This is a genomic window from Chelativorans salis, from assembly GCF_025336525.1.
In the GTDB taxonomy this organism is placed as follows: Bacteria; Pseudomonadota; Alphaproteobacteria; order Rhizobiales; family Rhizobiaceae; genus Chelativorans; species Chelativorans salis.
In genome coordinates this window covers 266,150-288,260 of record NZ_JAOCZP010000001.1, presented here as the reverse complement: position 1 = coordinate 288,260, position 22,111 = coordinate 266,150, and the positions used below count along the sequence as shown (strand labels likewise).

The following is a 22,111-nucleotide window of genomic DNA, read 5'->3' as shown; positions in this document are numbered from 1 at the left end:
CCGAAAAAAGGGGAACAGCTATGACCAGGACGACAACCGGACAAAAAGGAATCTCACGCCGCTCACTGCTGAAAACCGGCGCGGCCGCTGCCGGCCTTGCCGCCGGCTCGGGCGCCATCACCGGCTTCCCGACCATCTGGGCGCAGAATCCGATCACGCTGCGCCAGTTCGGCACCGGCGTCTCGAACCTCAATGCGATCGCCGAGAAGTGCAAGGAAGACCTCGGCATCACGCTTGAGATGACGGCGACGGATTCCGACGCCGCCGCGCAGCGCGCCGTCACCCAGCCCGACAGCTACGACATCGCCGACATCGAATACTGGATTGCCAAGAAGGTGTTCCCGGCCGGTGTCATGCAGCCGATGGAGGTGTACCGCCTCAAATATTACGACAAGATCGTCCCGCTCTTCATCGATGGGAAGCTGACGCCGGACAGCGAGATCGCGCAGGGCACGGCGCCACACACGGTCGGCTTCGTGGAGGCGCAGGGGTCCGCGACGTTCGCCACTGAGCCGACCGACTGGCTGACCATGGTGCCCACCATCTACAACGCCGACACGCTGGGCATCCGCCCGGACCTCGTCGGCCGCGAGATCACCACCTGGGCCGACATCATGGACCCCGCCTTCAAGGGCAAGACCTCGATCCTCAACATCCCCTCCATCGGCATCATGGATGCCGCCATGATCATGGAGGCGATGGGCGAGATCACCTATGCCGACAAGGGCAACATGACGACCGAGGAGATCGACAAGACCATCGAGTTCCTCATCAAGGCCAAGGCCGACGGCCAGTTCCGCGCTTTCTGGAAGTCCTTCGACGAGAGCGTCAATCTCATGTCCTCGGGCGAGGTGGTGATCCAGTCCATGTGGTCGCCGGCCGTCGCCGCCGTCCGCGCCAAGGGCATCCCCTGTGTCTACCAGCCGCTCAAGGAAGGCTACCGCGCCTGGGGCGGCGGCCTTGGCCTTGCCGCACATCTGAAGGGCGCCAGGCTCGACGCGGCCTACGAATATATCGACTGGTACCTCTCGGGCTGGGTCGGCGCCTATCTCAATCGCCAAGGTTATTACTCCGCCGCCATGGAAACGGCCAAGGAGTACATGTCGGAGGACGAGTGGGGCTACTGGGTCGAGGGCAAGCCGGCAGAGGGCGACATTCTCGCGCCCGATGGAAAGGTGATGGAGAAGGCGGGTGCGGTGCGCGACGGCGGCTCGTTCGAGGAGCGCATGGGCAAGGTCGCCTGCTGGAACTCGGTGATGGACGAGGACCGCTACATGGTGCGGCGCTGGAACGAGTTCATTGCTTCGTAAGGCGCGGTGTTTCCAATCTCCCCTCCCCTTGGGGGGAGGGGGTCGGCGCAACGCGCTATGAACGAATATCTTTCCCTTTGCCCTTCGGGCAACCCCCACCCCCTCCCCACAAGGGGGAGGGGAATCTCTGCGCATTGCCGTCCGGGATAGCAGCCATGTCCGCCACCGCTGAGCACTCGATTGCGGAACCCACCCCTGGGATGAAGCGCCGCGTCAGCCTCGCCCGCCTCGCGCCCTATCTCCAGGCCGCGCCGCTGACGCTGATCCTGGGTGCGTTCCTCGTGGCGCCCATTCTCATGATCGTCGTGGTGAGCTTCTGGGACTATGACTTTGCCCGGCTCTATCCCGATTTCGTGACCTACAACTATACCGAGACACTCGGCTCCTGGGTCACATGGAAGACCTATCTCAACACGCTCAAATTCTCGGCCATCGTCTGGGCGCTGACGCTCTGCATCGGCTTCTGGGTGGCCTATTTCCTGGCATTCCACATCCGCACGACGGCGATGCAGATCGTGCTGTTCCTGGTCTGCACCGTGCCCTTCCTCACCTCCAACATCATCCGCATGATCTCGTGGATCCCGGTGCTCGGTCGCAACGGGTTGATCAATGCGGCGCTGGTGGAGAGCGGCCTTGTGCCGGCGCCGCTCGAATGGCTGCTCTACTCCGAGTTCGCGGTGGTTCTCGCCATGGTCCATCTCTACACACTGTTCATGGTGGTACCGATCTTCAATACGCTGATGCGCATCGACCGCTCGCTGATCGAGGCGGCGCGCGATGCTGGCGCCAATGGCTGGCAGATCCTGTGGAATGTCATTATCCCGCTGGCCAAGCCGGGCATGGCCATTGGCACCATCTTCGTTGTCACGTTGGTGATGGCAGATTTTATCACGGTGCAGGTGATGTCCGGCGGCCAGAGTGCATCCGTCGCGCTCATCATGAAGAACCAGATGTCGCTGCTGCAGTATCCGGCTGCCGCCGCCAATGCGGTGGTGCTGCTCGTTCTCGTCCTCCTTCTCGTCGCCGGCATCCTGCGGGTTGTCGACATCCGCAAGGAGCTCTGAACGATGGACCACGAGAAACGCACCGGCGGGTTCTACCTCCTCGCAGCCTTCTTCATTCTCTTCGTGCTGTTCCTCTACGGGCCTCTTTCGGCGGTCCTGATCCTGTCCTTCCAGGGGCCAAGCGGCGGGCTGACCTTTCCGCTCAACGGCATGTCGCTGCACTGGTTCGCCAATCTCTTCGAGCAGCAGGCGGTCGGCGATTTCGGAGGCAGTTTCCGGCGCTCCTTCATCCTCGGCCTGATGGTGATGAGCGTGACGGTGTTCGTCTCACTGCTTGCCGGCCTTGCCTTCCGGCGCCGGTTCTTTGGCTCCACGGCGCTGTTCTATGTGGCTGTCGCCAGCCTTGTCGTGCCTTCCATTATCATCTCGCTCGGCATCGGCGTCATGTTCCAGCAGATCGGCTTCCGCCCCTCCTGGTACACCTCTGCGTTCGGCGCGCATCTGACCTGGACGCTGCCCTTTGGCGTGCTGATCATGTTTGCCGTCTTCAACCGCTTCTCGCCCGCCTATGAGGAGGCCGCGCGCGACCTGGGCGCCGCGCCGTGGCAGACCTTCCGCCATGTTGTCCTGCCGATGATCGCACCGAGCCTGATCGGCGTCGGCCTTTTCGGCTTCACGCTGTCCTACGACGAGTTCGCTCGCAGCCTCATGACGGCCGGCACCTACAACACGCTGCCGCTGGAGATCTACGGCATGACAACCAATGTGACGACGCCCGTGCTCTACGCACTTGGCACGGTCACCACGGTTTTCTCCCTCCTCGTCATCCTGGCCACCCTCGGTGGCATCGTCTATCTCGGCCGCCGCCGCGCGCGCGGCTAAGGGAGTTTCATCCACGCAATGCGCATCCTCGTTGTCAACCCGAACACGACCGCCAGCATGACGGCCACCATCGAGGCCGCCGCGCGCCGGGCGGCAGCCGGCACGACTGTGATCGAAGCGGTCACGTCCAGCATGGGCCCGGCCTCGATAGAGGGCTACTACGACGAGGCGCTGGCCGTGCCGGGGCTGCTCGAGGAGATCGCGCGCGGCGAAGAGGCGGACGCCGATGCGGCTATCATCGCCTGCTTCGACGACACGGGCCTCGACGCAGCGCGCGCCATGGCGGGCATTCCGGTCATCGGCATCTGCGAGGCTGCGCTCAGCCTCGCTGCTTTCATCGCCCAGCGCTTCACGGTGGTCACCACCACGGAGCGCTCGCGCGTGCCGGTGGAGGGGCTGGTGGCGCGCTATGGGATGGGACTGCGCGCCCGCGTCAGGGCCGCCGACATTCCCGTGCTTTCCCTGGAGGACCCGGCTTCGAACGCCGCCGCCAAGCTGCGCGCCGAGATCGTTCGCGCGCTCGAGGACGACCGGGCGGAGGCGATCGTGCTGGGCTGCGCCGGCATGGCCGACCTTGCCGCCGAGCTTCAGGGCGAGTTCGGCGTGCCGGTGGTTGACGGGGTCGGTGCGGCCGTCAAGCAGGCCGAGGCGCTCGTCACGCTCGGGCTTACGACCGGCAAGAGGGGCGCCTACGCCTTTCCCGCACGCAAAGCATATACGGGCGCACTCGCCGGGTTTGCACCGTCAAAGGCGGTCGCCTGATGGGAGGCGGCCAGCCGGCCAGTCTATGGCCTGTGCTGGCGCTGTAGCCGGTGGAATCTGCGGTCTTTCCGTTAGGTCTTGCAAGTTTGTTCATGGTATGTTCTAATCACCTCTTGTGAAAGCGGGCGTGGGTGTGTCTGGTTGTGGCGTACGCATATGCAAGGCGTATTCGAGTTTTGCTTGCCTCGTGGGCCCAGGCGGCCCGTGCTGCCGGAGCGGCTCTTCTTCTGCTTGTTTCCGGATACCGATACAGCCGTCTGCGCGCGACGGTTCGCAGAGCGCTTCGTTCGCGAACATCATCTGGAGGGGAGGCTGCTTCAGCCGCCGCGTTTCCACGTCTCGCTGCAGCATGTCGGGGATTACGGGTATCTGCGGACCAAATTCGTTTATGCGGCGAGGCAGGCCGGGAAAGCCGTTTCGGTACATCCGTTCGAGGTGGCATTTCACTTCATCAAAAGTTTCGAGGGCGCTCCTTCGAGCAGCGGTAGGCCGCGCAGACGGCCGCTGGTTCTGCTCGGCGAGGGAGATGCTCTGTCGGAGCTTCACAAGTCCCTTGGCACCGCCATGGAGAAAACCGGCTTGAGGGCCGCACGGCTTTTCACGCCGCATATGACGTTGCTCTACGGGCCGAAGCTGGTGCCCATGCAGGCGATCGAACCGATCCGCTTCATGGCGAGGAAATTCGCGCTCATCCACAGCGAACGGGGTCTCACGCGATACAACGTGGTCGATTGCTGGCCGTTGCAAGGTTGAGCGCCCGTGACGCTCGGCTAGTCGTTCTCGACGCGGCTGGACAGCCACTGATAGATGCCCAGCGCGACGAGCGCCATCATGGCCGAGGCGAACAGGGCGGCGGGGTAGATGACGGCGGGGATGTTCTCGCGGCTGGTCTTGAAGACCATCACCAGCGCCTCCAGGCTGGCCGCGATGACGATGATGGTGATGAATTTGGTGATCGAGCGCCGCGACTCTCGCGTCGAGCGCAGCTCCCTTTTGCGAAAAAGCTCCTCCTCGGCGATGAACGTCCCCGCCTCAACGACGGCAAAACCGATGATCATCAATCCTACGCCGTCCAGTGCCCGTCGGACGCGGTCGGCCGATGCGACTTCGGTGGAAAAGATGCCGCTCGCCACCTCCCACACAGCAAAGCTCACCAAAAGGAAGGCTGAAATCAGCAAGGTGACCGTGGACACCAGGAAGTAGGCGAACGCCGCATTTTCGTAGAGCTTTCTCATGTCCATATCACACATCCATATATGGTCGGCCGCGCAGGATTGTACTTGCTGAGGATCGGCTCGACGCGCTGACGTTGTTCCTCCTGGTGTGAACAATACCGCCGCTGCGGCTGCACATCGAGCGCCGGATCGGGTTGTCCGCCCGGGGCGGGGGAGCGCCTATGGCCGGGTGACGAGCGAGACCACCAGCGCCAGCAGGCCGACGCTGGTGACGACCGCTCGCGCGACATGTGCGTATTCCCAGCGATCGCGCAGTTCCGTCCACTCCGGCTCGCGATCTTCGCGTTTGGCTCCGGCTCCAAAGAAACGGGCACTGGAGGCGCTCACCGGCTGGCCTTCCATCCAGTGCTTGTTCACCGGGTGAACTGCCAGCCAATAGATCGCTCCCGTGGCGAGCATCGCGAGAAAGGCGACGAGCACGAGCCAGAAGGCCGCCGTTCCCGCCGGTGTCAGGAACAGCAGGAGGCCGGTCGCGATTACGCTCAATGGTTCGGCGGCGCCGCCAATGGTGAAACCGGGATAGTAGATCCGCTGCACCGCGCGGTAGGTTTCCTCGTCGAGCCGCATCTTGCCGGGAAGCTCCAGGGCGTGTGCGATCGAAAGCGCCGCGGGAAGCGCGACGATCATGACTGTGACGACTTGGAGCAGATCGAACATGGCAGCCTCTGGGAGACCTCCTGCAGCGGAGGCCCAACCCAGTCCCTTCTTGCGTTGCACCGGCGGTTATTCGCTTCGCACCCCAGGCGATTGCGAGGCTTCGCGTGCGCCGCCGCTATCCGCCACCACGATCGTCTTGATGTTGACGAATTCTCTGATCCCGTAGTGCGAAAGCTCCCGGCCGTAACCGCTTTCCTTGACGCCGCCGAAGGGAAGCTTGGGATGGGATTGCACGGTGGCGTTCACGAAGACGGAGCCGGCCTCGATGTCGGCGCTGGCGAGGCGTTCGCCGCGATCGAGGTCGCGCGTGAAGATCCCGCCGCCCAGGCCGAATGGAGAACCGTTCGCCACCTCGACCGCCTCCGCCTCGTCGGCAACCGGAATAACGGCGGCCACCGGCCCGAACATCTCCTCATGGTACGCCGGCATGCCGGGTTTCACGTCCGTCAGGACCGTGGGCGGATAATAGGCTCCCGGCCCATCCGGGATCTTGCCGCCCAGAAGGCTGCGCGCTCCCTTGGCGATGCTTGTCTCGACCTGGCGGTGCAGGGCGTCGCGCAGGTCGTGGCGGGCGAGCGGCCCGACCGCGGTATCCTCTGACAAGGGATCGCCCATCTTCGCCGCCCGCATTTCCTCGACGAAGGCTTCCTCGAAACTGGAACGCACGCTTTCAAGGACGATGAAGCGCTTGGCGGCGATGCAGCTCTGGCCGGAATTGATGAGGCGGCCCTGCGCGCTTGTTTTGGCGGCAAAGGAAACATCCGCATCGTCGAGGACGAGATAGGCGTCGCTGCCGCCAAGCTCGAGGACCGTCTTTTTCAGCATTTCGCCGGCCTTGCGTGCCACCGCGCGGCCGGCCGGGCCGCTGCCGGTAAGCGTGACGGCGCGAACGAGCGGATGCTCGATGACGGACTCGACGGTGCCGGAGCCTATCAGGAGCGTGCGGAAGAGATTTTCGGGGAAACCAGCCTTGAGGAAGACCTCCTCGGCCGCCAGTGCGCAGGCCGGCACGTTCGAGGAATGCTTCAACACGGCGGCGTTTCCTGCCATCAGGGCCGGCGCGGCGAAGCGGAAGACTTGCCAGAAGGGGAAGTTCCAAGGCATGACTGCCAGAATGACCCCGAGAGGCTGAAAGGTGACGAAGCTCTTTCGGCGTCCGATGTCAACGACCTCCGGCGCAAGGAAGTTTGCCGCGTTCTCGGCGAAATAGTCGCAGCCCGAAGCACATTTCTCCGCCTCCGCGATGCCCTGGCTGATGGGCTTGCCCATCTCCTCGGCCATCAACCGCCCGTAGTCACGTGCGCCATCGCGCAGCACGCGCGCCGCCGCACCCATCAACGCCGCCCGTTCGGCGAGGTCGCGGCCGCGCCACCGCTGCGAGGCTTCATGGGCCTGCTCGACGGCTTCCCGGACATCGGCGGACGAGGTTTCTTCATAATCGGCGATGTTCTCGCCAGTCGCGGGATTGATCGAGGTGATGGTCATCGGTTTCGCCTCACAGGCAGTCATTCACTCGTCGGTGTCGCGGCGGTTCACAGCAGCCGGCTTTTCGTCGGTTTGTTTTTCAGCCCGCATCATCGTCTCCAGCGACAGTGAAGGCTTCAGGCGACCTTCAGAACCACCTTGCCGCGCACATGTTCCTGCTCAAGCGTGCGTTCGGCGTTCGCCGCCTCCTGAAGGGGGAACACCTTGTCGACTTCCACGCGGACGCTGCGGTCGTCGATCAGCCGTGCGATCTCGGCGAGCTGGACGCCGTTCGGCTTCGTCATGTAGCGCGTGCCGCTTGCGTTGCGCTCGGCCGCCTTTTCCTTCGAGGGTTGCTGAACGGTCGAGACGATGCGCCCGCCCTCGTTGAGGACAGTCCAGGATCGCTCCTGCGTCTCGCCTCCGATGAGGTCGAAGACGACATCTATATCGCGCACGATGTCCTCGAAGCGCTGTGTCTTATAATCGATTGCCTGTTCGGCACCGAGGCTCCGCGCAAAGTCGACGTCGCGGCCGGAACACGTGGCAAAGACGGTCGCGCCGCGCGTCCGGGCGAACTGAACCGCGAAGTGGCCTACTCCGCCGGTCGCGCCGTGCACCAGGATTCGGTGCCCCGCGCGCAGACCGCCATGGTCGAAAATGCCTTGCCAGGCAGTCAGCGCGGCGAGCGGGACGGCGGCGGCGTGAGCGTGGTCGAGACGCTGCGGCTTGATTGCGCAATCGGTCGCCCTTGTGGCCACCAGCTCGGCATAGCCGCCGCGGTCATATGCCAGCATGGCATATACCGCGTCGCCGGGTTTGAAGGCATCGACATCGTCTCCGCAGCGCTCAACCACACCCGAGACATCACGCCCAAGGGTGATCGGCAGCCGGTCCTCGGGGAAGTAGCCGCCGTTGCGTATCTTGTAATCGATCGGATTGATGCCTGCCGCATGGACGCGGATCAGGATTTCGTCCGGCTGTGGGTTCGGCACGGGAAGCGTGTCCAGCACCAGCACCTCTGGACCGCCGAACGCGTGGATGCGAACGCTCTGCATCGCCGGCATTCCTCTGGTTGCGGGTCTGGGCGAGTAACCCGCACTTCCAGAATTCGTTCCAATCTGTCGGAGGGCGCCAGCTACAAGAGGGGGGCGGCTGCTGCCTCTTGCGACGTAGGCGGTGTCGACGTGCGGGCCTTTCCCGGCGGGTGGCCGGTGACGCGTTTATATGCGCGGGCGAATGCAGCTTGCGAGCCGTAGCCAAGGCGTCTTGCGACGGTATCGATCGCCATCCGGTCACGCCCGATCCACTGCCTGGCGAGGCGCATGCGCAAAGCGGCGACGTAGCGCAGCGGCGTGGTGCCGGTGGCGGCTGCGAAGCGTTCGGCAAAGACCGAGCGCGAACTGCCCATCTCTGCCGCCATCTCGGCCACCGTCCAGGCGCGGCCGGGATCGCGGTGCAGGGCGGCAATGACGCGACCCAAGCGCGGATCGCGCAATGCCTCGATCCACCCGGTCGCGTCGCCGCAGCCGCATTCCACCCAGCCGCGGACGATGGTCGCCGCGACGACATCGGCAAGCCGCGCAAGAATGCCGGCCGAACCCGCACGCTCGGTTGCCATCTCACGCTCCATCGCCGCCAATAGAGGCAATATCTCCGGCTGCCTGGCGAGAAGCGCGCCGACCGACATGACTTGCGGCATAAGCCCGACCAGCGGATGAAGCGTGTCCAACTCGAACTCCATGCGGCCGGTGAAGATCAGAACCTCGCTGGTACGGTTCGCCTCCTCCGGAGCTTGGCTCACGGCGCAGACGTCGGCACACAGCGGCGTCCTCTCGAAGCTGTCGACGGGGCGAACCGCGACGCCCGGCGCGGAGACGAGGGAATGGCCGTCGCCACGCGGCAGCAGGATCGCATCGCCGCAGGCGAGCGGCCTCGGTTCAAGCCCTTCCGACTGGAGGTAGACTTTTCCGGCGGCGATAAACTGAAAACGCGCTTCGCGAGCGGCGGGGAAGTGGATGCCGAAGGGCGGTGCAAGCCGCAGCTTGCCATAGCTGGCGCCGCGAAGGCGCATGCCCATAAGCAGATCGCTGATCGGATCGGCGTGGGCCGCTTCAGTGTGTATTTCGGAGTTTCGGTCAAGCATTCCGGAGATTATGGCATGGATCGTCCGAAACCGCCACCCATCTGCAAGCGATCGACTTTATCAACCAGAGGATCCTGCAGATGCACGACGCGACGATTGCGGAGAGGGGGGAAGACGCCGAGTCCCAGCCGGCGTGGGGGGCCGTGGTTTCCATGAGCCTCGGCGTATTCGGACTGGTGGGGGCTGAGTTCCTGCCCGCCAGCCTGCTGACACCAATAGCCGGGGAACTCGGCGTGACGGAGGGAATGGCCGGACAGGCGGTGACGGCGACCGCGGCGGTGGCGCTCATCACCAGCCTGTCGATCACGGCGGTGACGCGGAAGCTCAACCGTCGCCTTGTCCTCCTCGGCTTCTCACTCCTGCTTATCCTATCGAACCTTTTGGTGGCGATCGCTCCCAACCTGCCCTTGCTGCTCGCCGGCCGTATCCTGCTCGGCATCGCGCTCGGCGGGTTCTGGACGCTCTCGGCTGCGACCATTATGCGGTTGGTGCCGGAGCGGTATGTGCCGCGCGCCCTTTCGATATTGTTTTCCGGTGTGTCGGCGGCGACGATTTTTGCCGCGCCGATGGGCAGCTATCTCGGCGCCGTCGCCGGATGGCGCATCGTCTTCGTGGCGGCGGCGGGTCTGGGCGTGCTGGCATTCGCCGTGCAGTTCGCCACCCTGCCGGATTTGCCGTCGCGCGGGCAGTCGCGCTTCGGCACGCTGATCGAGGTGCTTTCACGACGGACGGTCGGTCTTGCCATGGCGGCAATCCTGCTGGTCTTCGTCGGCCACTTCGCATTCTTCACCTATATACGGCCGTTCTTGGAGACGGTGACCGGCGTTGGCGTGGCGGGTATCTCCGCTATCCTCCTGGCCTTCGGCATCGCCAACTTGCTCGGCAACTACGTCGGCGCTTTCCTGCTGGAGCGCTCGATGCGGCTGACGCTCGCCATTATGCCGCTGACCATGGGCACGCTGGCGCTGTCGCTTTCCACGCTTGGCGGCAATGTGGCCGCCGACGCGGCGATGGTGGCGCTCTGGGGCCTCGCCTTCGGTGCGGTTCCTGTCGCCTGGTCCACCTGGATCACGCGCGCCGTGCCCGACGAGGCTGAGAGTGCGGGCGGCCTCTTCGTCGCGGCAATCAACTTCGCCATCGCTACCGGGGCGGCGGCGGGCGGTCTCATCTTCGACGTTAGCGGTGTCGAGACCGTTTTCCTGACGAGCGGTGTGGTGCTCGTCATCGCCACGGCAATGATCCTGGTCAGGGTCGAGACCCGCGCCGTGCCGAAAGCCGTCTGAAGGAGGGGCTGAGCAGCGGCTGGGGCCGCGTCGCTTTGACGGCGCGGCCTCTGTTGTTTCGGGTCTGCCTACGCCGGAAACGATAGGATGCGCGCCCGAGGCTTCTCCCGCCATACTACCTGGCGCGGCGGTTCGGGCCTAGCGGTGATAACTGAGCCTGGTTATCTGACCGCATGCCTTTGATTCTGCTCTTGTGGAGGCTATCGTCCGCGCTCTTCGTCTCGTCGGTTGCGAGGGGTTTTATTTGCGCCTGATGTGTCTGAACGGGTGGGGCGGCAAGCTCCACGATTTGTTGATCCCCTACCTGAAAGTGTCGGACCCGGATGTCTTGTGCCTCCAGGAGGTCATCCATACTCCGACCGCCGACCAAGCTTGGCTGACCTATTGGCATGACGGAGTTGAGCTTCCGCAGCGGGCGAATTTCTTTAGCGAAGTATGTCGCGCTCTTCCTGATCATGTCGCTGTCTTCTGCCCCGCCGCACGGGGAGACCTTTGGGACGCCGAAAGGCGCTATGATTCCCAATGGGGCCTCGCGACGTTCGTGCGCAGATCGATTCCGATCATCGGCCAGAAGCAGGGATTCGTGCACGGTGAATTCTCAGCGGACGGATACGGCAACCACCCGCGCCCGCGTAGCGCGCACGCAGTCAGGCTTTACGACTTCGGCAAAGGGCACTCGGTCGTGATCGCGCACATGCATGGGCTAAGGGACGTCGATGGCAAGCATGACACCGAGGCTCGCCTGATCCAGGCTCAAAGACTGGCAGACCTCGTCCAGTCCGTTGCTGGGCAGGGCGATGGTGTGATCGTCTGCGGCGATTTCAATGTGCTTCCCGAAAGCAGGACCTTTGACATATTGCGCGCAATCGGCCTCGCCGACCTGGTGACGACACGTGGCTTCGCAGGCACGAGGACGTCTCACTACAGGAAATCCGGGCGGTACGCGGACTACATGCTGGTCAATGCAGCGGTGAACGTTGCGTTCTTCGATGTGGTCAGGGAACCGGAGGTGTCGGACCATTGCCCGTTGGTTCTTGAGTTCGAATGAAGGATCGACAAGCCGGCCGTTCCCATTCACTGTCGGCCGCCGGGGGACACGGAGCGAACCATGAGCTTTTTGTTCGAGGAACTGGACTATCGCCCCACGCCGATCGGGGCGTTGAGCCTTCGGCGTCGGCGCGAGCTGTCGCTTGGCGTCGATGTATTCGAGATCAAGCTCGGCGAAGAACATCTCATGTCCAGCCTGTTCACCGCGTCGGAGATCGCGCTGGCTCGGCTTGGTCTTGGGGCGCTTGAAGGCGCCGATCTGGATATAGTCGTCGGCGGGCTTGGTCTCGGCTATACGGCGCAGGCCGTACTGGAGCACGACACGGTTGGCTCGCTGATCGTGGTGGAGATGCTAGACGCGGTAATCGACTGGCATCGGACGGGATTGCTGCCGCTTGGTCCCGAGCTTGTTGCAGACGAGCGCTGCCGTCTGGTCCAGGGCGATTTCTTCGCCATGGCCGGCGGCGAGGGCGGGTTCGATCCGGATAGGCCGGGGCGCCGCTTCGATGGAGTCCTCGTCGATATCGACCATTCGCCCAATGCGCTGCTCGATGACCGCAGCACCGGCTTCTATCGGCCGCAAGGGCTCCGTGCGCTGTCCGCTCATATCAAGCCTGGAGGTGTTTTCGGGCTCTGGTCGAACGATAGGCCGGACCAGTCATTCGTCGACCGGCTGGGAAGCGTCTTTGCTGAAGCGTGGGCGGAGCCGGTGACCTTTTATAACCCGTTGCAGGACCGCCCCTTTACGCAAACGGTCTATCTTGCCCGCACCGGTGTCGGGTCCAACGAGGCGGCATGACGACAGCAGCGGCGAGCGGAGTGGCAGCCCGAGCTCCAGACGCCTGTCCAGTGTGCCGCGCGCCCGCACCAAAACCGTTCCTGTCGGTGGACGGCCGAGACTATTGGCGGTGCGCGACCTGCGAGGCCAGCTTTCTCGACCCGCGCCAGCGGCCCCAGCCTGAAGCGGAACGAGCATATTATCTGAACCACGAGAACCGCGCCGACGATCCAGCGTACCGCCGTTTTCTTTCAAAGGCCGCCGTTCCGCTGATGGAGCGGCTGGAACCAGGGGCGAAGGGGCTTGATTACGGCTGCGGTCCCGGTCCGGCATTGGCGGCGATGCTGGAGGAAGCTGGACATCCCATGGCGCTCTACGATCCGTTCTTTCATCCCGATCCTGCGGCGCTGGACCAGGTGTATGACTTCGTGACCTGCACGGAGACTGCCGAACACTTTCACTATCCGGCGGAGGAGTTCGACCGGCTTAGCAAGCTGCTTCGGCCGGGGGGCTGGCTGGCGATCATGACCTGCTTCCAGACCGAGGATGCGCGGTTTGCCGGCTGGCATTACCGGAGGGACCCAACACATGTCGTCTTTTATCGGGAGGCGACGATGGGCTTTATCGCTGGGAGCCGGGGATGGAGTTGCGAGGTGCCGGCGAAGGACGTGGCGCTGATGCGCAAGCCGGGCGAAGCCGCTTAGTCATACCCGAACAACCGGGCCACTGCGCCGGTGCGGTCGCTGATTGCCTGCCGGTCGGCCTCGGTGAATGACGGCTCGTAATAGGTCGGGGCGCTGATCATTGCGCGGGCGGCCTCAGTCAGGCCGTCATCCGCCAATGCGCAGTGGTCCAGGATGGCGGCAAGCGTGGCGGCGGGGTTGTTGCACAGGTCTTCGTAGCGAACGACAAGCGTGGCCGCGGCCAGTTCCGGGTCCTCAAGCTGGCTTGCGACATAGCCGTAGACCGAGGCCCAGTGGGCGGCCCAGCCCGCGACCTCATCGCCGTCGTCCCACAGTTGCGCAATCTCGGCTGCCGCCTGGCCGTCGCCGACATTGGCAGGTCTGCGGTCGAGCCCGAACTCGAAATGTCCGCTGCGGCGCATGTGAGCGCGCACCCGCTGATCCTCGCTTTCCCACGAGGCGAAGAGCCGGTGCTGCTTCATCAGCGAGGCGACGTGCCAGACGGGATCGCGGATGGGGACGACGAAGCGTGCGTCGGGAAAGAGTTTTTTCAGGTAGCCCAGGCGGGTGACGTTGTAGTTTCCCTTGGAGAGATAGCGCGAGGCGCCCCGCAGGGCGAGGAGCTTGCGGATATGGTCGCGATAGAAGGTTTCGAAGCGTGGGTGGTGCGCGTTTTTATCGAAAGCGATGCCTGTCGAGGCGTCATGCAGATCTTGGAAGAAGGCCATCCAGATGACCTCCTCGAAGGCCTCGGGGCTTTCCGGTGTTACCTTGATCCGGTCGCGATGCGCGCGCTCGGCCGCCTCCCGCTGCTGGTTGCCGGCGCGGTCGACGAACCAGTTCCACAGCCAGGGCGTGAGGACGAGCGGAAAATCACGGTAGCGGTGGCTCGCCGTATCGGGGTGGCGGGCGAGCAGTTCGAGCAGGATCGTGCTGCCCGAACGGGCGAGGCCGGCGATATAGATCGGCCGGTCGACCGACACCTTCTCGATCCGCTCCTCCATGAGGCGCGTCTCTCGATCCCCCAGCCCGATCCAGAAACGGGGATAGCGCTCGATAAGACCGCCGACCCTGTGCGTCCATGGGTCGATTTCCGGGGGAGGGGACTTGCCCTGCGGTTTCGTTGCGTGCGCCACCGCCGTCATGTGATCCGCCGGGCAGATTTGTATATTAGGGCGAAAGCGATCATCGCGGCAAAGAAGGTTACCTCCCATCCACGCAGCCACATTGGCCCGAAGGAGAGGATCTGCCGGCGCGGCAGCGCGATGTCGATCTGGTCGAAGGGAAGGGCGTCGTCGAGGTAGCCGGCTGGATTGCCGATGAGCGCATTCCACCACAGCCGCTTGTGGATTATCGGCACCGGCTCAAGGACGGCGATATCGGCCACGGAACGGCCGTCGCGGTCCATCACCCGGGCGTGCGGCGTGCCAGCGTCGGCACCGACCCAACGCCCCTCGAAACCGCCAGGCACGGACACCGCGACCGGCGCATTCGCCGGCGGATAGGTGGCGCCGTATTGGGTGGAAATCCAGACGATGACGACGAGCAGGGGCAGGGACGCAGCGATAGTGGCGGGAAAGACCAGCATGATGCGGCGCAGGGCCAATGATATCATTCTTCGCATGTCCGGCCATACGTCCTCGAATTCGCCGTCGAAATCGGCGACACGCCGCCTCATCTCCTCGAAGGAACGCTTGATCTGCACGATGCGTGACTGCGGCGACAGGAGACGGTAGATCTCCATGGACAGGACGGCGCCCAAGGCCGCCCACACGAGCAGCCTTGCCGCCGGCGGGAGGAACGGGCTCAGCCACCCATCGATCGCCGAAAGGGTTGGCGAAGGCAGATTCAGTAGGCCCATGGACTAGCCTCAGCGGCTCTGTTTATCCGCCTGGGCTTGGGGTGCCGCTTCCATTTGCCGGGCGTCCGCGTTGTTGGCCGCGCGGCGCCGGCGCAGCATCCTGCGCACCGGCCAGGCGACGATGAAGATCAGGACGGTGCCGACCGCTGCGATCAGCGCCCAAAGCGCGCCCAACAGGCTCAGCCCGGCGCCGGGGCCGACATAGGCGAAGGCTGCCGTCGGCACGAGGGCGGCGAGTGCGAAGGAAATCAATGCCGCAATTTTCTTCATGGAGGGGTCTCCGTTTGTTATTGCGTCAACTGCTGCCGGGGTTGCAGCAGCGAGGGATCCAGGCTGTCGGGGTCCAGCCGCTCCGTCCAAGCCATTATGGGAATCCTGTCGCCATCCGGTCCGCCGCGGACGGGGTTCACGAACTCCCATGCGATCTCGCCATCCGGCGTCACCTCGACGATACGCCCGCCGTCCGATTCTGTGATCAGCGTGTTGCCATTCGCCAACCGCTGCTGATCGGAGCGAATGGTGCTGGCGAGCGGGGACTGCGGCGTGCCGGCGTATTGCCACACGATTTCCATGGTCTTCGGATCAAACTCGATCACGCGGGAAATGCCGTTCGGGCGGTTGAAGTTCCCGAAGTTGTCGAACAAGAGGATGTTGCCGTTGGGAAGGACGTCGGGATCGTGCTGCCCGAGCCATGGCCCTATGGCCGCCCACTTGATCTGCTCAGTTTCGGTGTCGAGCACGGCGATAGTGTTGATGCCACGGAACGAAAGCATGATCTGCCCGGCCTCGCCGAAGGGGAAATTGGCCGCCGCTTCGTCGCTGATATATTCGACGGTGTTGGTGTGGGTGGGGTCGCCGAGCCCCCAGCTGGAAATGGTGTAGAGGGTCTGGCGGAACTCCGAGTCGGCCAACGCGGTAAAGAGCCTGATCTTCTTCAACTCCTCGCCGTCCGGCGAGAGGACGACCAGAAAATCCTCCAGACGTGGCTTGTCGAGATGCGCAAATCCGCCGACGTCGTCCTCGACGAATTCGTGCGTAAGCACGTAAATTCGGCCGTCCGGCCCGATGTCGAACTGATGATGGGCGCGGCCGGGATAGCTCCAAATCACCTCTGAATTCCGGTCGAGCTTCACGACGCCATAGCCATAGGGTGTATCGCCGGCGCCTTCGTAGATGGCGACGACGTCGCCGTTGGGAAAGACATGGGCCCGGCGGATATAGACGTGCGAGTCGGGCTGCGGCTCCGGCATCCAGCCGGCGTCCGGATCCGCCGACCAAATCTCGCTGAACTGCTTCGTCCAGGAATGCAGCACGTTTCCGTCCGCGTCGATCAGGTAGACCGTGGGCTCACTCCCCGACATGTAAACGGTTGGCCCTGCTTGCATCAGTTGTTCGCGCTTGACGGTGACTCCCTTGTCCTTGCGGCGCTCGGGATACCATAGGTCGGTGCCGTAGACGTTCTTGGTCTCGTTGTATCTGGCGTAAAGCGCCTTGCCCCCTTCATAGGCACGCGAGATCTGCGGCCCGGGGAAGTATCCGGCTATGGTCAGGAATGATCCGAAGAGGAAGATCAGGATGGCGAGGCCGGCGATGAAGGCGGCATAGAACAGCTTGTCGGAGCGCGTCTGCGTGCCGCCGACATCAACATGCTTTTGTTTCGCATTGTGGATGTTCATCGTGTGACCGTGGACTCCCAGAATGACTGCGTAGGGACACCGCATGGTTGCCCTGGCGCGACGTTAGCTTCGCGCCGAGCCCTCGGCTGAGGCGACGCATGGAAATCAATCCCACCTGAATGTGGCTTCAGTTCGATGGTGAAACGATCTGAATTCAAACATTTATTCAGACGGTAACAGTTATGGATCAAGGGGGTATTATTGTGTTGTCATGATCTCCATGAAGTGGTTGCATTTACCAAAAAATGTATTCTTCAAAAATCGCAAAACCTAACAAGTCCATAGAGGAATTGAAGAGTTACACTTGAAAATCAATTGTGAAAATCCGAATGTTGATATCAATTTTATGCTCGGAAATGCACTTTCTTGGGGAAATGAGCATGCGCGGCCCCCCGGCTTCAGTCGGCTTGTTAACGGCCTTATTGCAAGTTTATGAGAACTGCCGGAACCTCTCAGCTATTTCATTGCTGAAAAGCAGCCAAACTGGGTGAGGGGTAGGTGATGCACCGGAGGACCCTGTTGTTGAGCGCCGTATTCGGCGTGCTGTCGAGCTCTTCCGCTTCGCTGAAGACCTCCCGGGCGCTGGCTTCCGAAGGGGCACCCAAGACCCGTGATGAGGCCGTACCTTTTTCGTTCGATATACTGAGCGAGGCGATGGAGGCGCGGGCGACCGAGCCTTACGAGGCGCCGAGTGCCGATCTGCCCAAGATATTGGCCGACCTCACCTACGATCAGCATCGCGCCATCCGCTATCGGCCGGAGCGCGCCTTATGGAAAGGTGAGGCGCCGTTCGGGCTGCAGGCATTTCATTTGGGCTGGCTGTTCAAGGAGCCGGTGAACCTCCATGTAGTGGAAGGCGGCGCTGCCAGACCTCTTGTATTCAGTGGAGATGATTTTGAGTACCGGCCGCCGCTCAAGGCAGACCGTTTCAAGGGCCTCTCCATGCCCGGCGTCGCCGGTTTCCGGCTGCACCATCCGCTCAACGACCCCGAGATCATGGACGAGCTCGTTGCCTTTCTGGGGGCGAGCTATTTTCGCGCGCTCGGACGCGGCAACGTCTACGGACTGTCGGCGCGGGGGATAGCGGTCGATACCGCGACGACGAAAGGCGAGGAGTTTCCGCGCTTCACGGATTTCTATATCGAGCTTCCAGGCCACCGCGACAAAGACGTCACGCTCTACGCGGCGCTTGACGGGCCCAGCGTGACGGGCGCCTATGCATTCCGCATCATGCCCGGCGACAACACGCAGATGGAGGTGACGACGCGGCTTTATATGCGCCGCAAGGTCGAACGGCTCGGGATCGCCCCGATGACCTCCATGTTCTTCTTTGGCGAAAACAACAGCCGAGCTTTCGACGACTATCGTGCGGAAGTCCATGACAGCGACGGATTGAAGATCGTGCGCGCCGGCGGGGAGGAGATCTGGCGCAGCCTCAACAACCCCTCCGTGCTCGCCAATTCCTTTTTCGAGGAGGAGAACCCGGAAGCCTTCGGGCTTTTCCAGAGGGACAGGAATTTCGAGGATTATCAGGACGGTGGAGCCGCCTATCACCGGCGCCCCTCATTGCTGGTGGAGCCGCTCGGCGAGTGGGGCAAGGGCTTCGTGCATCTCATCGAGATTCCGACCAGCCTCGAGATCAACGACAACATCGTCGCCTATTGGGTTCCGGAAGGTGAGTTCACGCCCGGCCGCACACTGGAGTTCAGCTACCGGCTGACCTGGGGCGCGATCGGAGAGCGGGGGGATGGCATGGCTCGCGTCCTCGGCCTGAGGACCGGGATCGGCGGCGTCTCCGGTCTCGAGGAGGACAAGGTCGACAAGGCGGTGCGCAAATTCGTCATAGACTTCGAGGGGGATATCCTGCGCAAGTTTTCCGACGACCCCGGCATCTCGGCGAGCATCAGTGTCGGCAACGGCAAAATAGAGCACTCCACCGTCTCGCCGGTCCTGGACGATACATGGCGGCTTGCAGTCGACGTCCGGCCGAACGGTGGTGATCCCGTCGAGATCAGCGCCTTCCTGAACAGTGAAGACCGCCGCCTCTCCGAGACCTGGATGTATCAGTGGCGAAGGGGCGACGGAAATCCGTCGTGAAACGCGGGCGGAAACGCTGGACGGTGCCGGTCAGCCCGCATGCGCGGCGATCCAACGGTGCCATTCGTCTTCGCCGCCGTGGAAGGCGTTGAGATCGATCTTGCCGTCGACGCCGTTCGAGAGGCCGGAGCCGGAATATTGCCAGAATAGCCACTTCCGATCCGGGTAAACCTTGGAGGGGTGCGCGGCCACCGAGCGAAGCCAGAACGGGTAGTCCGAGAACTCGCCGCGCAGGTTGTCGCGGTAGAAGTCCGGTGCGGTGTAGATGATCGGGCGCTGGCCGTAGTGCCTCTCCAGCTTGTCCATGAAGACCTGCATCTTTTCCAGGACCTGGCTACGCGACGGACGCTTCTTGCAGCGGGAGGTACCGTTCCATTCGACATCGAGAACGGGCGGCAGTGCTCCCTGCACCTTCGGCACGTTGCGGATGAACCAGTCGGCCTGTTCGCTGGCTGTCCGGCACCAATAGAAGAAGTGGTAGGCGCCGCGCCTCAAGCCTGCCTCCGCGGCGGCACGCCAGTTCTTCTTGAACATCGGGTCGAGGTGGTCGCCGCCATCCGTCGCCTTGATATAGGCGAAGTTTGCGCCGTGCGCGCGCAGCGTGGCCCAGTCGATCTCGCCTTGCCAGCGCGAGACGTCGACGCCGTGTACGGCCAGCGAATCCGGCGATGTGGAGCCGAAGTTGATGGGCTTGGCATCGCGGAAACGTTGCTTGTAGATCTGCCCGCGCATGGAAGGCTTTACCGACGGCGTCGGCATTGCAAACGCGGCCGTCATGACTTCCGGTGCGGGATCGGACGGCGCCATCGCCAGCATCTGTTGCGGCTCTCTTCCGTCCGAGGATGCTGAGCCGATCGCTGCCGGTGGTACCACATTGTCCTGCCTTGTGACGGAACTCGTTGTCTCCTGCGACGGCCGCGCAAGAAGATCGTCCACGCTCGGGCCGTTGGAGGTGCAGCCGATAACGGCGATGCAGGCGGAGAAGACTGCTGGCAAGCCTGGGAAACGCATGAGCACCTGTACGCAGAACAAAACGGACCGGCGACAAAGCCGGCCCCTTGCGTGCATTGCTAACGGGAAATTACCAAGAAAAACTAAATCCTAACTTTAACCATAAGGACGAACCGCGGGCCTGTTGCGGCGGCCGCCTCGCATCGGCCGTCGAGCGCCTCAGCCCATCACGCCTCCATCTATACCAATCCGGTATTTGTATAAGTTTTACTTATCCACTGATCCGGATCACCTGAAATACCACTGTCATATTGCGCCTGTATGGTCTATTCAGATCACAGAGCGAAATAACGTAAGTACTTACTATTAGTAATAATCCAATTATGACCATATCGACGCAGTGGGAGGCGTTGAGATGCTTGAGATTGATGGAATCACGAAGAAGTTCGGAGATATTTCGGCTGTCGATGAAGTCTCCTTGGAAATCACGCCGGGCCAGATGGTGGGTGTCATCGGCCGTTCCGGCGCAGGCAAGTCGACGCTGCTGCGCCTCATCAACCGCCTGATCGACCCGACGCAGGGCAGGATCGCCTTTTGTGGTCGCGATATTACCGGCCTCGGGGGCCGCGAGCTGCGCCTGTGGCGCGCCTCCTGCGGCATGATCTTCCAGCAGTTCAATCTGGTGGAGCGTATGGACGTCTTGACCAACGTCCTGATCGGGCGCCTCGCGCACCAGGGCTTCCTGTCCTCCATGGCGGTTCATTTCAGCGAGGCGGACCGCGCCGCTGCCATCCGGGCGCTCGATCGGGTGGACCTCGTGCCCCAGGCCCTGCAGCGGGCCGGCACGCTTTCGGGCGGCCAGCAGCAGCGGGTGGCGATCGCCAAGGCGCTGGTGCAGAACCCGAAGATCCTTCTGGCCGACGAGCCGATCGCCTCGCTCGACCCGGCCAACGCGACGCGGGTGATGGATGCGCTGAAGGTGATCAACCGCGAGGACGGCATCACCGTGCTCGTCAACCTGCACACCCTCGATACCGCTCGCAGCTATTGCGACCGCATCGTCGCCATGCGTGCCGGCAGGGTCCATTTCGACGGCGCCGCTCGTGAACTGACGCAGGCCCGGGTGCGCGGGATCTACGGGGAAGCCGGCCTGGAGGCGGATATCGACGAGCTCGTTACCTCTACCGCGATCCCCGCCGCGCGCAAGCATGCGGCGCTGGAGACGGAAGCCGCCTGATCCCTTTCACCCGCAGTGAAATTGAAGGCCGGGCCGGCCTGTCGTGGACACGGCCCCTATCGACAACAGGAGAGCACCCGATGAAGCATATAGTCATCACTGCCGGTCTCATCGCTGGCTTCCTTCCCGCCAATGCGGCGGCGGAAGGGTGGAAGGATCAGTACAAGACGTTGCGTTTCGGTGTCTTGTCGAGCGAGAACGAGAAGGACCGCATCGCCCGCTATACCGCCTTCGAGAACTATCTGGAGAAGGAATTGGGCGTCGAGGTCGAGATATTCACGGCCGGTTCCTATGACGGCGTCATCCAGGCGCTTGCCGCCGACCAGATCGAGTTTGCCTTCCTCGGCTCCTCCGCCTACGCGGCTGCCTATACGGAAACCGGTGGCGGTGTTATTCCGCTGACCACCAAGCAGCAGGAAGACGGCTCCACCGGCTATTACTCCATCGTCGTCGTGCGCTGCGATTCCGGCTACACGTCGCTCGACGATCTTGAGGGAAAGGTGCTGGCCTTCGCCGATCCCGACTCCACTTCCGGCTATGCCGTGCCTTATTTCAACATGGTCAAGCAGGGTTACGAGCCCGAGACGTTCTTCAGCGCCGTTCCCTTCTCCGGTGCGCACGAGACGGGTGTGCAGGGCGTGGTCAACGGCCAGTATGACGCCGCTGCCACTTACCAGAACAACGAGATCAACGGCATTCCGCAGCGCATGGTCGCCAAGGGCATGATCGACGAGGATGTCGTGTGCCCCATCTGGGAGTCGCCCGAGATCACCTCCGGCCCCTTCACGGCGCGCGCCAACCTGCCGCAGGACCTGATCGAGGCAATGCAGAAGGCCGTGCTGGCCGTGCCCGAGAAGGATCCGGAAGCCTTCCGCGAGATGGACGGCGGCGAGACGTCGACGGGCAAGGGGTTCGTTACCGTCGATCATCCGCGTTACGAGTGGATCATCGAGATGCGCGAGTGGCTGAAAGAGCAGCGTCGCTCGGGCTGAGGCTCCTTTCCTGAAAACGGACTGGGCGCTGGTGGCTTCTTCCGGC

The 22,111-nt window shown here is 63.1% G+C and carries 22 protein-coding genes; 12 read left to right on the top strand and 10 right to left on the bottom strand.

What is annotated here, in order from left to right; all coding sequences use genetic code 11:
* Nucleotides 1-20: 20 nt before the first annotated feature.
* From N5A92_RS01415 to N5A92_RS01395, 5 genes are all read left to right on the top strand, one after another.
* Nucleotides 21-1,310 carry an ABC transporter substrate-binding protein gene (locus tag N5A92_RS01415; RefSeq protein WP_260900034.1) on the top strand — a complete coding sequence of 430 codons (1,290 nt, stop codon included), beginning with the start codon at nucleotides 21-23 and terminating at the stop codon, nucleotides 1,308-1,310.
* A gap of 200 nt (nucleotides 1,311-1,510) precedes the next feature.
* Nucleotides 1,511-2,374, top strand: a complete 864-nt coding sequence (locus N5A92_RS01410) for an ABC transporter permease (RefSeq protein ID WP_260900966.1) — start codon at nucleotides 1,511-1,513, stop codon at nucleotides 2,372-2,374.
* Between the two features lie 3 nt (nucleotides 2,375-2,377).
* Nucleotides 2,378-3,196 carry an ABC transporter permease gene (locus N5A92_RS01405; RefSeq protein WP_260900033.1) on the top strand — a complete coding sequence of 273 codons (819 nt, stop codon included), beginning with the start codon at nucleotides 2,378-2,380 and terminating at the stop codon, nucleotides 3,194-3,196.
* Nucleotides 3,197-3,214: 18 nt separating this feature from the next.
* Nucleotides 3,215-3,958, top strand: coding sequence for an aspartate/glutamate racemase family protein (locus N5A92_RS01400; RefSeq protein WP_260900032.1), 744 nt, complete (start codon nucleotides 3,215-3,217; stop codon nucleotides 3,956-3,958).
* A 231-nt stretch (nucleotides 3,959-4,189) separates the two neighbouring features.
* On the top strand, nucleotides 4,190-4,711 hold the full coding sequence (locus N5A92_RS01395; RefSeq protein ID WP_260900031.1) for a 2'-5' RNA ligase family protein: 522 nt from the start codon (nucleotides 4,190-4,192) through the stop codon (nucleotides 4,709-4,711).
* 17 nt (nucleotides 4,712-4,728) lie between these two features.
* On the opposite strand, the gene N5A92_RS01390 is transcribed toward N5A92_RS01395, so the two are convergent.
* The 5 genes from N5A92_RS01390 to N5A92_RS01370 form a co-directional block, all read right to left on the bottom strand.
* The gene (locus N5A92_RS01390; RefSeq protein WP_260900030.1) at nucleotides 4,729-5,199 is read right to left on the bottom strand and encodes a hypothetical protein; all 471 of its coding nucleotides are present in this window, start codon (nucleotides 5,197-5,199) and stop codon (nucleotides 4,729-4,731) included.
* A gap of 153 nt (nucleotides 5,200-5,352) precedes the next feature.
* Complete coding sequence (locus N5A92_RS01385; RefSeq protein WP_260900029.1) at nucleotides 5,353-5,850, bottom strand: DUF1772 domain-containing protein; 498 nt, start codon at nucleotides 5,848-5,850, stop codon at nucleotides 5,353-5,355.
* Nucleotides 5,851-5,916: 66 nt separating this feature from the next.
* Nucleotides 5,917-7,335 carry an NAD-dependent succinate-semialdehyde dehydrogenase gene (locus N5A92_RS01380; RefSeq protein WP_260900027.1) on the bottom strand — a complete coding sequence of 473 codons (1,419 nt, stop codon included), beginning with the start codon at nucleotides 7,333-7,335 and terminating at the stop codon, nucleotides 5,917-5,919.
* Nucleotides 7,336-7,451: 116 nt separating this feature from the next.
* Nucleotides 7,452-8,372: an NADP-dependent oxidoreductase gene (locus tag N5A92_RS01375; protein WP_260900026.1), complete on the bottom strand. Its 921-nt coding sequence runs from the start codon at nucleotides 8,370-8,372 to the stop codon at nucleotides 7,452-7,454.
* An 80-nt stretch (nucleotides 8,373-8,452) separates the two neighbouring features.
* On the bottom strand, nucleotides 8,453-9,460 hold the full coding sequence (locus N5A92_RS01370) for an AraC family transcriptional regulator (protein WP_260900025.1): 1,008 nt from the start codon (nucleotides 9,458-9,460) through the stop codon (nucleotides 8,453-8,455).
* 80 nt (nucleotides 9,461-9,540) lie between these two features.
* Here N5A92_RS01370 and N5A92_RS01365 point away from each other — a divergent pair, with 80 nt between their 5' ends.
* From N5A92_RS01365 to N5A92_RS01350, 4 genes are all read left to right on the top strand, one after another.
* Entirely contained in the window at nucleotides 9,541-10,743 is a 1,203-nt protein-coding gene (locus N5A92_RS01365) for an MFS transporter (RefSeq protein ID WP_260900024.1), read from the top strand.
* Between the two features lie 244 nt (nucleotides 10,744-10,987).
* Entirely contained in the window at nucleotides 10,988-11,791 is an 804-nt protein-coding gene (locus N5A92_RS01360; RefSeq protein ID WP_260900965.1) for an endonuclease/exonuclease/phosphatase family protein, read from the top strand.
* A gap of 60 nt (nucleotides 11,792-11,851) precedes the next feature.
* Nucleotides 11,852-12,589: a polyamine aminopropyltransferase gene (locus N5A92_RS01355; protein WP_260900023.1), complete on the top strand. Its 738-nt coding sequence runs from the start codon at nucleotides 11,852-11,854 to the stop codon at nucleotides 12,587-12,589.
* The gene (locus N5A92_RS01350) at nucleotides 12,586-13,272 is read left to right on the top strand and encodes a class I SAM-dependent methyltransferase (protein ID WP_260900022.1); all 687 of its coding nucleotides are present in this window, start codon (nucleotides 12,586-12,588) and stop codon (nucleotides 13,270-13,272) included. The genes N5A92_RS01355 and N5A92_RS01350 overlap by 4 nt, the downstream gene beginning before the upstream one ends.
* Here the strand turns inward: N5A92_RS01350 and N5A92_RS01345 are convergent.
* The 4 genes from N5A92_RS01345 to N5A92_RS01330 are packed head-to-tail and all read right to left on the bottom strand — an operon-like array spanning nucleotide 13,269 to nucleotide 16,788.
* Nucleotides 13,269-14,396, bottom strand: a complete 1,128-nt coding sequence (locus N5A92_RS01345) for a sulfotransferase family protein (protein ID WP_260900021.1) — start codon at nucleotides 14,394-14,396, stop codon at nucleotides 13,269-13,271. The genes N5A92_RS01350 and N5A92_RS01345 overlap by 4 nt on opposite strands.
* Nucleotides 14,393-15,112, bottom strand: a complete 720-nt coding sequence (locus N5A92_RS01340; protein WP_260900020.1) for a hypothetical protein — start codon at nucleotides 15,110-15,112, stop codon at nucleotides 14,393-14,395. The genes N5A92_RS01345 and N5A92_RS01340 overlap by 4 nt, the downstream gene beginning before the upstream one ends.
* Nucleotides 15,113-15,121: 9 nt before the next feature.
* Entirely contained in the window at nucleotides 15,122-15,382 is a 261-nt protein-coding gene (locus tag N5A92_RS01335; RefSeq protein ID WP_260900019.1) for a hypothetical protein, read from the bottom strand.
* Between the two features lie 17 nt (nucleotides 15,383-15,399).
* Complete coding sequence (locus tag N5A92_RS01330) at nucleotides 15,400-16,788, bottom strand: arylsulfotransferase family protein (RefSeq protein WP_260900018.1); 1,389 nt, start codon at nucleotides 16,786-16,788, stop codon at nucleotides 15,400-15,402.
* 522 nt (nucleotides 16,789-17,310) lie between these two features.
* Here N5A92_RS01330 and N5A92_RS01325 point away from each other — a divergent pair.
* The gene (locus N5A92_RS01325) at nucleotides 17,311-18,885 is read left to right on the top strand and encodes an OpgD/OpgG family glucan biosynthesis protein (RefSeq protein ID WP_260900017.1); all 1,575 of its coding nucleotides are present in this window, start codon (nucleotides 17,311-17,313) and stop codon (nucleotides 18,883-18,885) included.
* Between the two features lie 30 nt (nucleotides 18,886-18,915).
* Here the strand turns inward: N5A92_RS01325 and N5A92_RS01320 are convergent, their stop codons facing one another.
* Nucleotides 18,916-19,896: a glycoside hydrolase family 25 protein gene (locus N5A92_RS01320; RefSeq protein ID WP_260900016.1), complete on the bottom strand. Its 981-nt coding sequence runs from the start codon at nucleotides 19,894-19,896 to the stop codon at nucleotides 18,916-18,918.
* A gap of 355 nt (nucleotides 19,897-20,251) precedes the next feature.
* On the opposite strand from N5A92_RS01320, the gene phnC reads away from it, so the two are divergent.
* Both phnC and phnD read left to right on the top strand, forming a co-directional pair.
* Nucleotides 20,252-21,073: a phosphonate ABC transporter ATP-binding protein gene (gene phnC / locus N5A92_RS01315; RefSeq protein ID WP_260900015.1), complete on the top strand. Its 822-nt coding sequence runs from the start codon at nucleotides 20,252-20,254 to the stop codon at nucleotides 21,071-21,073.
* Nucleotides 21,074-21,153: 80 nt separating this feature from the next.
* Complete coding sequence (gene phnD, locus N5A92_RS01310) at nucleotides 21,154-22,065, top strand: phosphonate ABC transporter substrate-binding protein (protein ID WP_260900014.1); 912 nt, start codon at nucleotides 21,154-21,156, stop codon at nucleotides 22,063-22,065.
* Nucleotides 22,066-22,111: the final 46 nt, after the last annotated feature.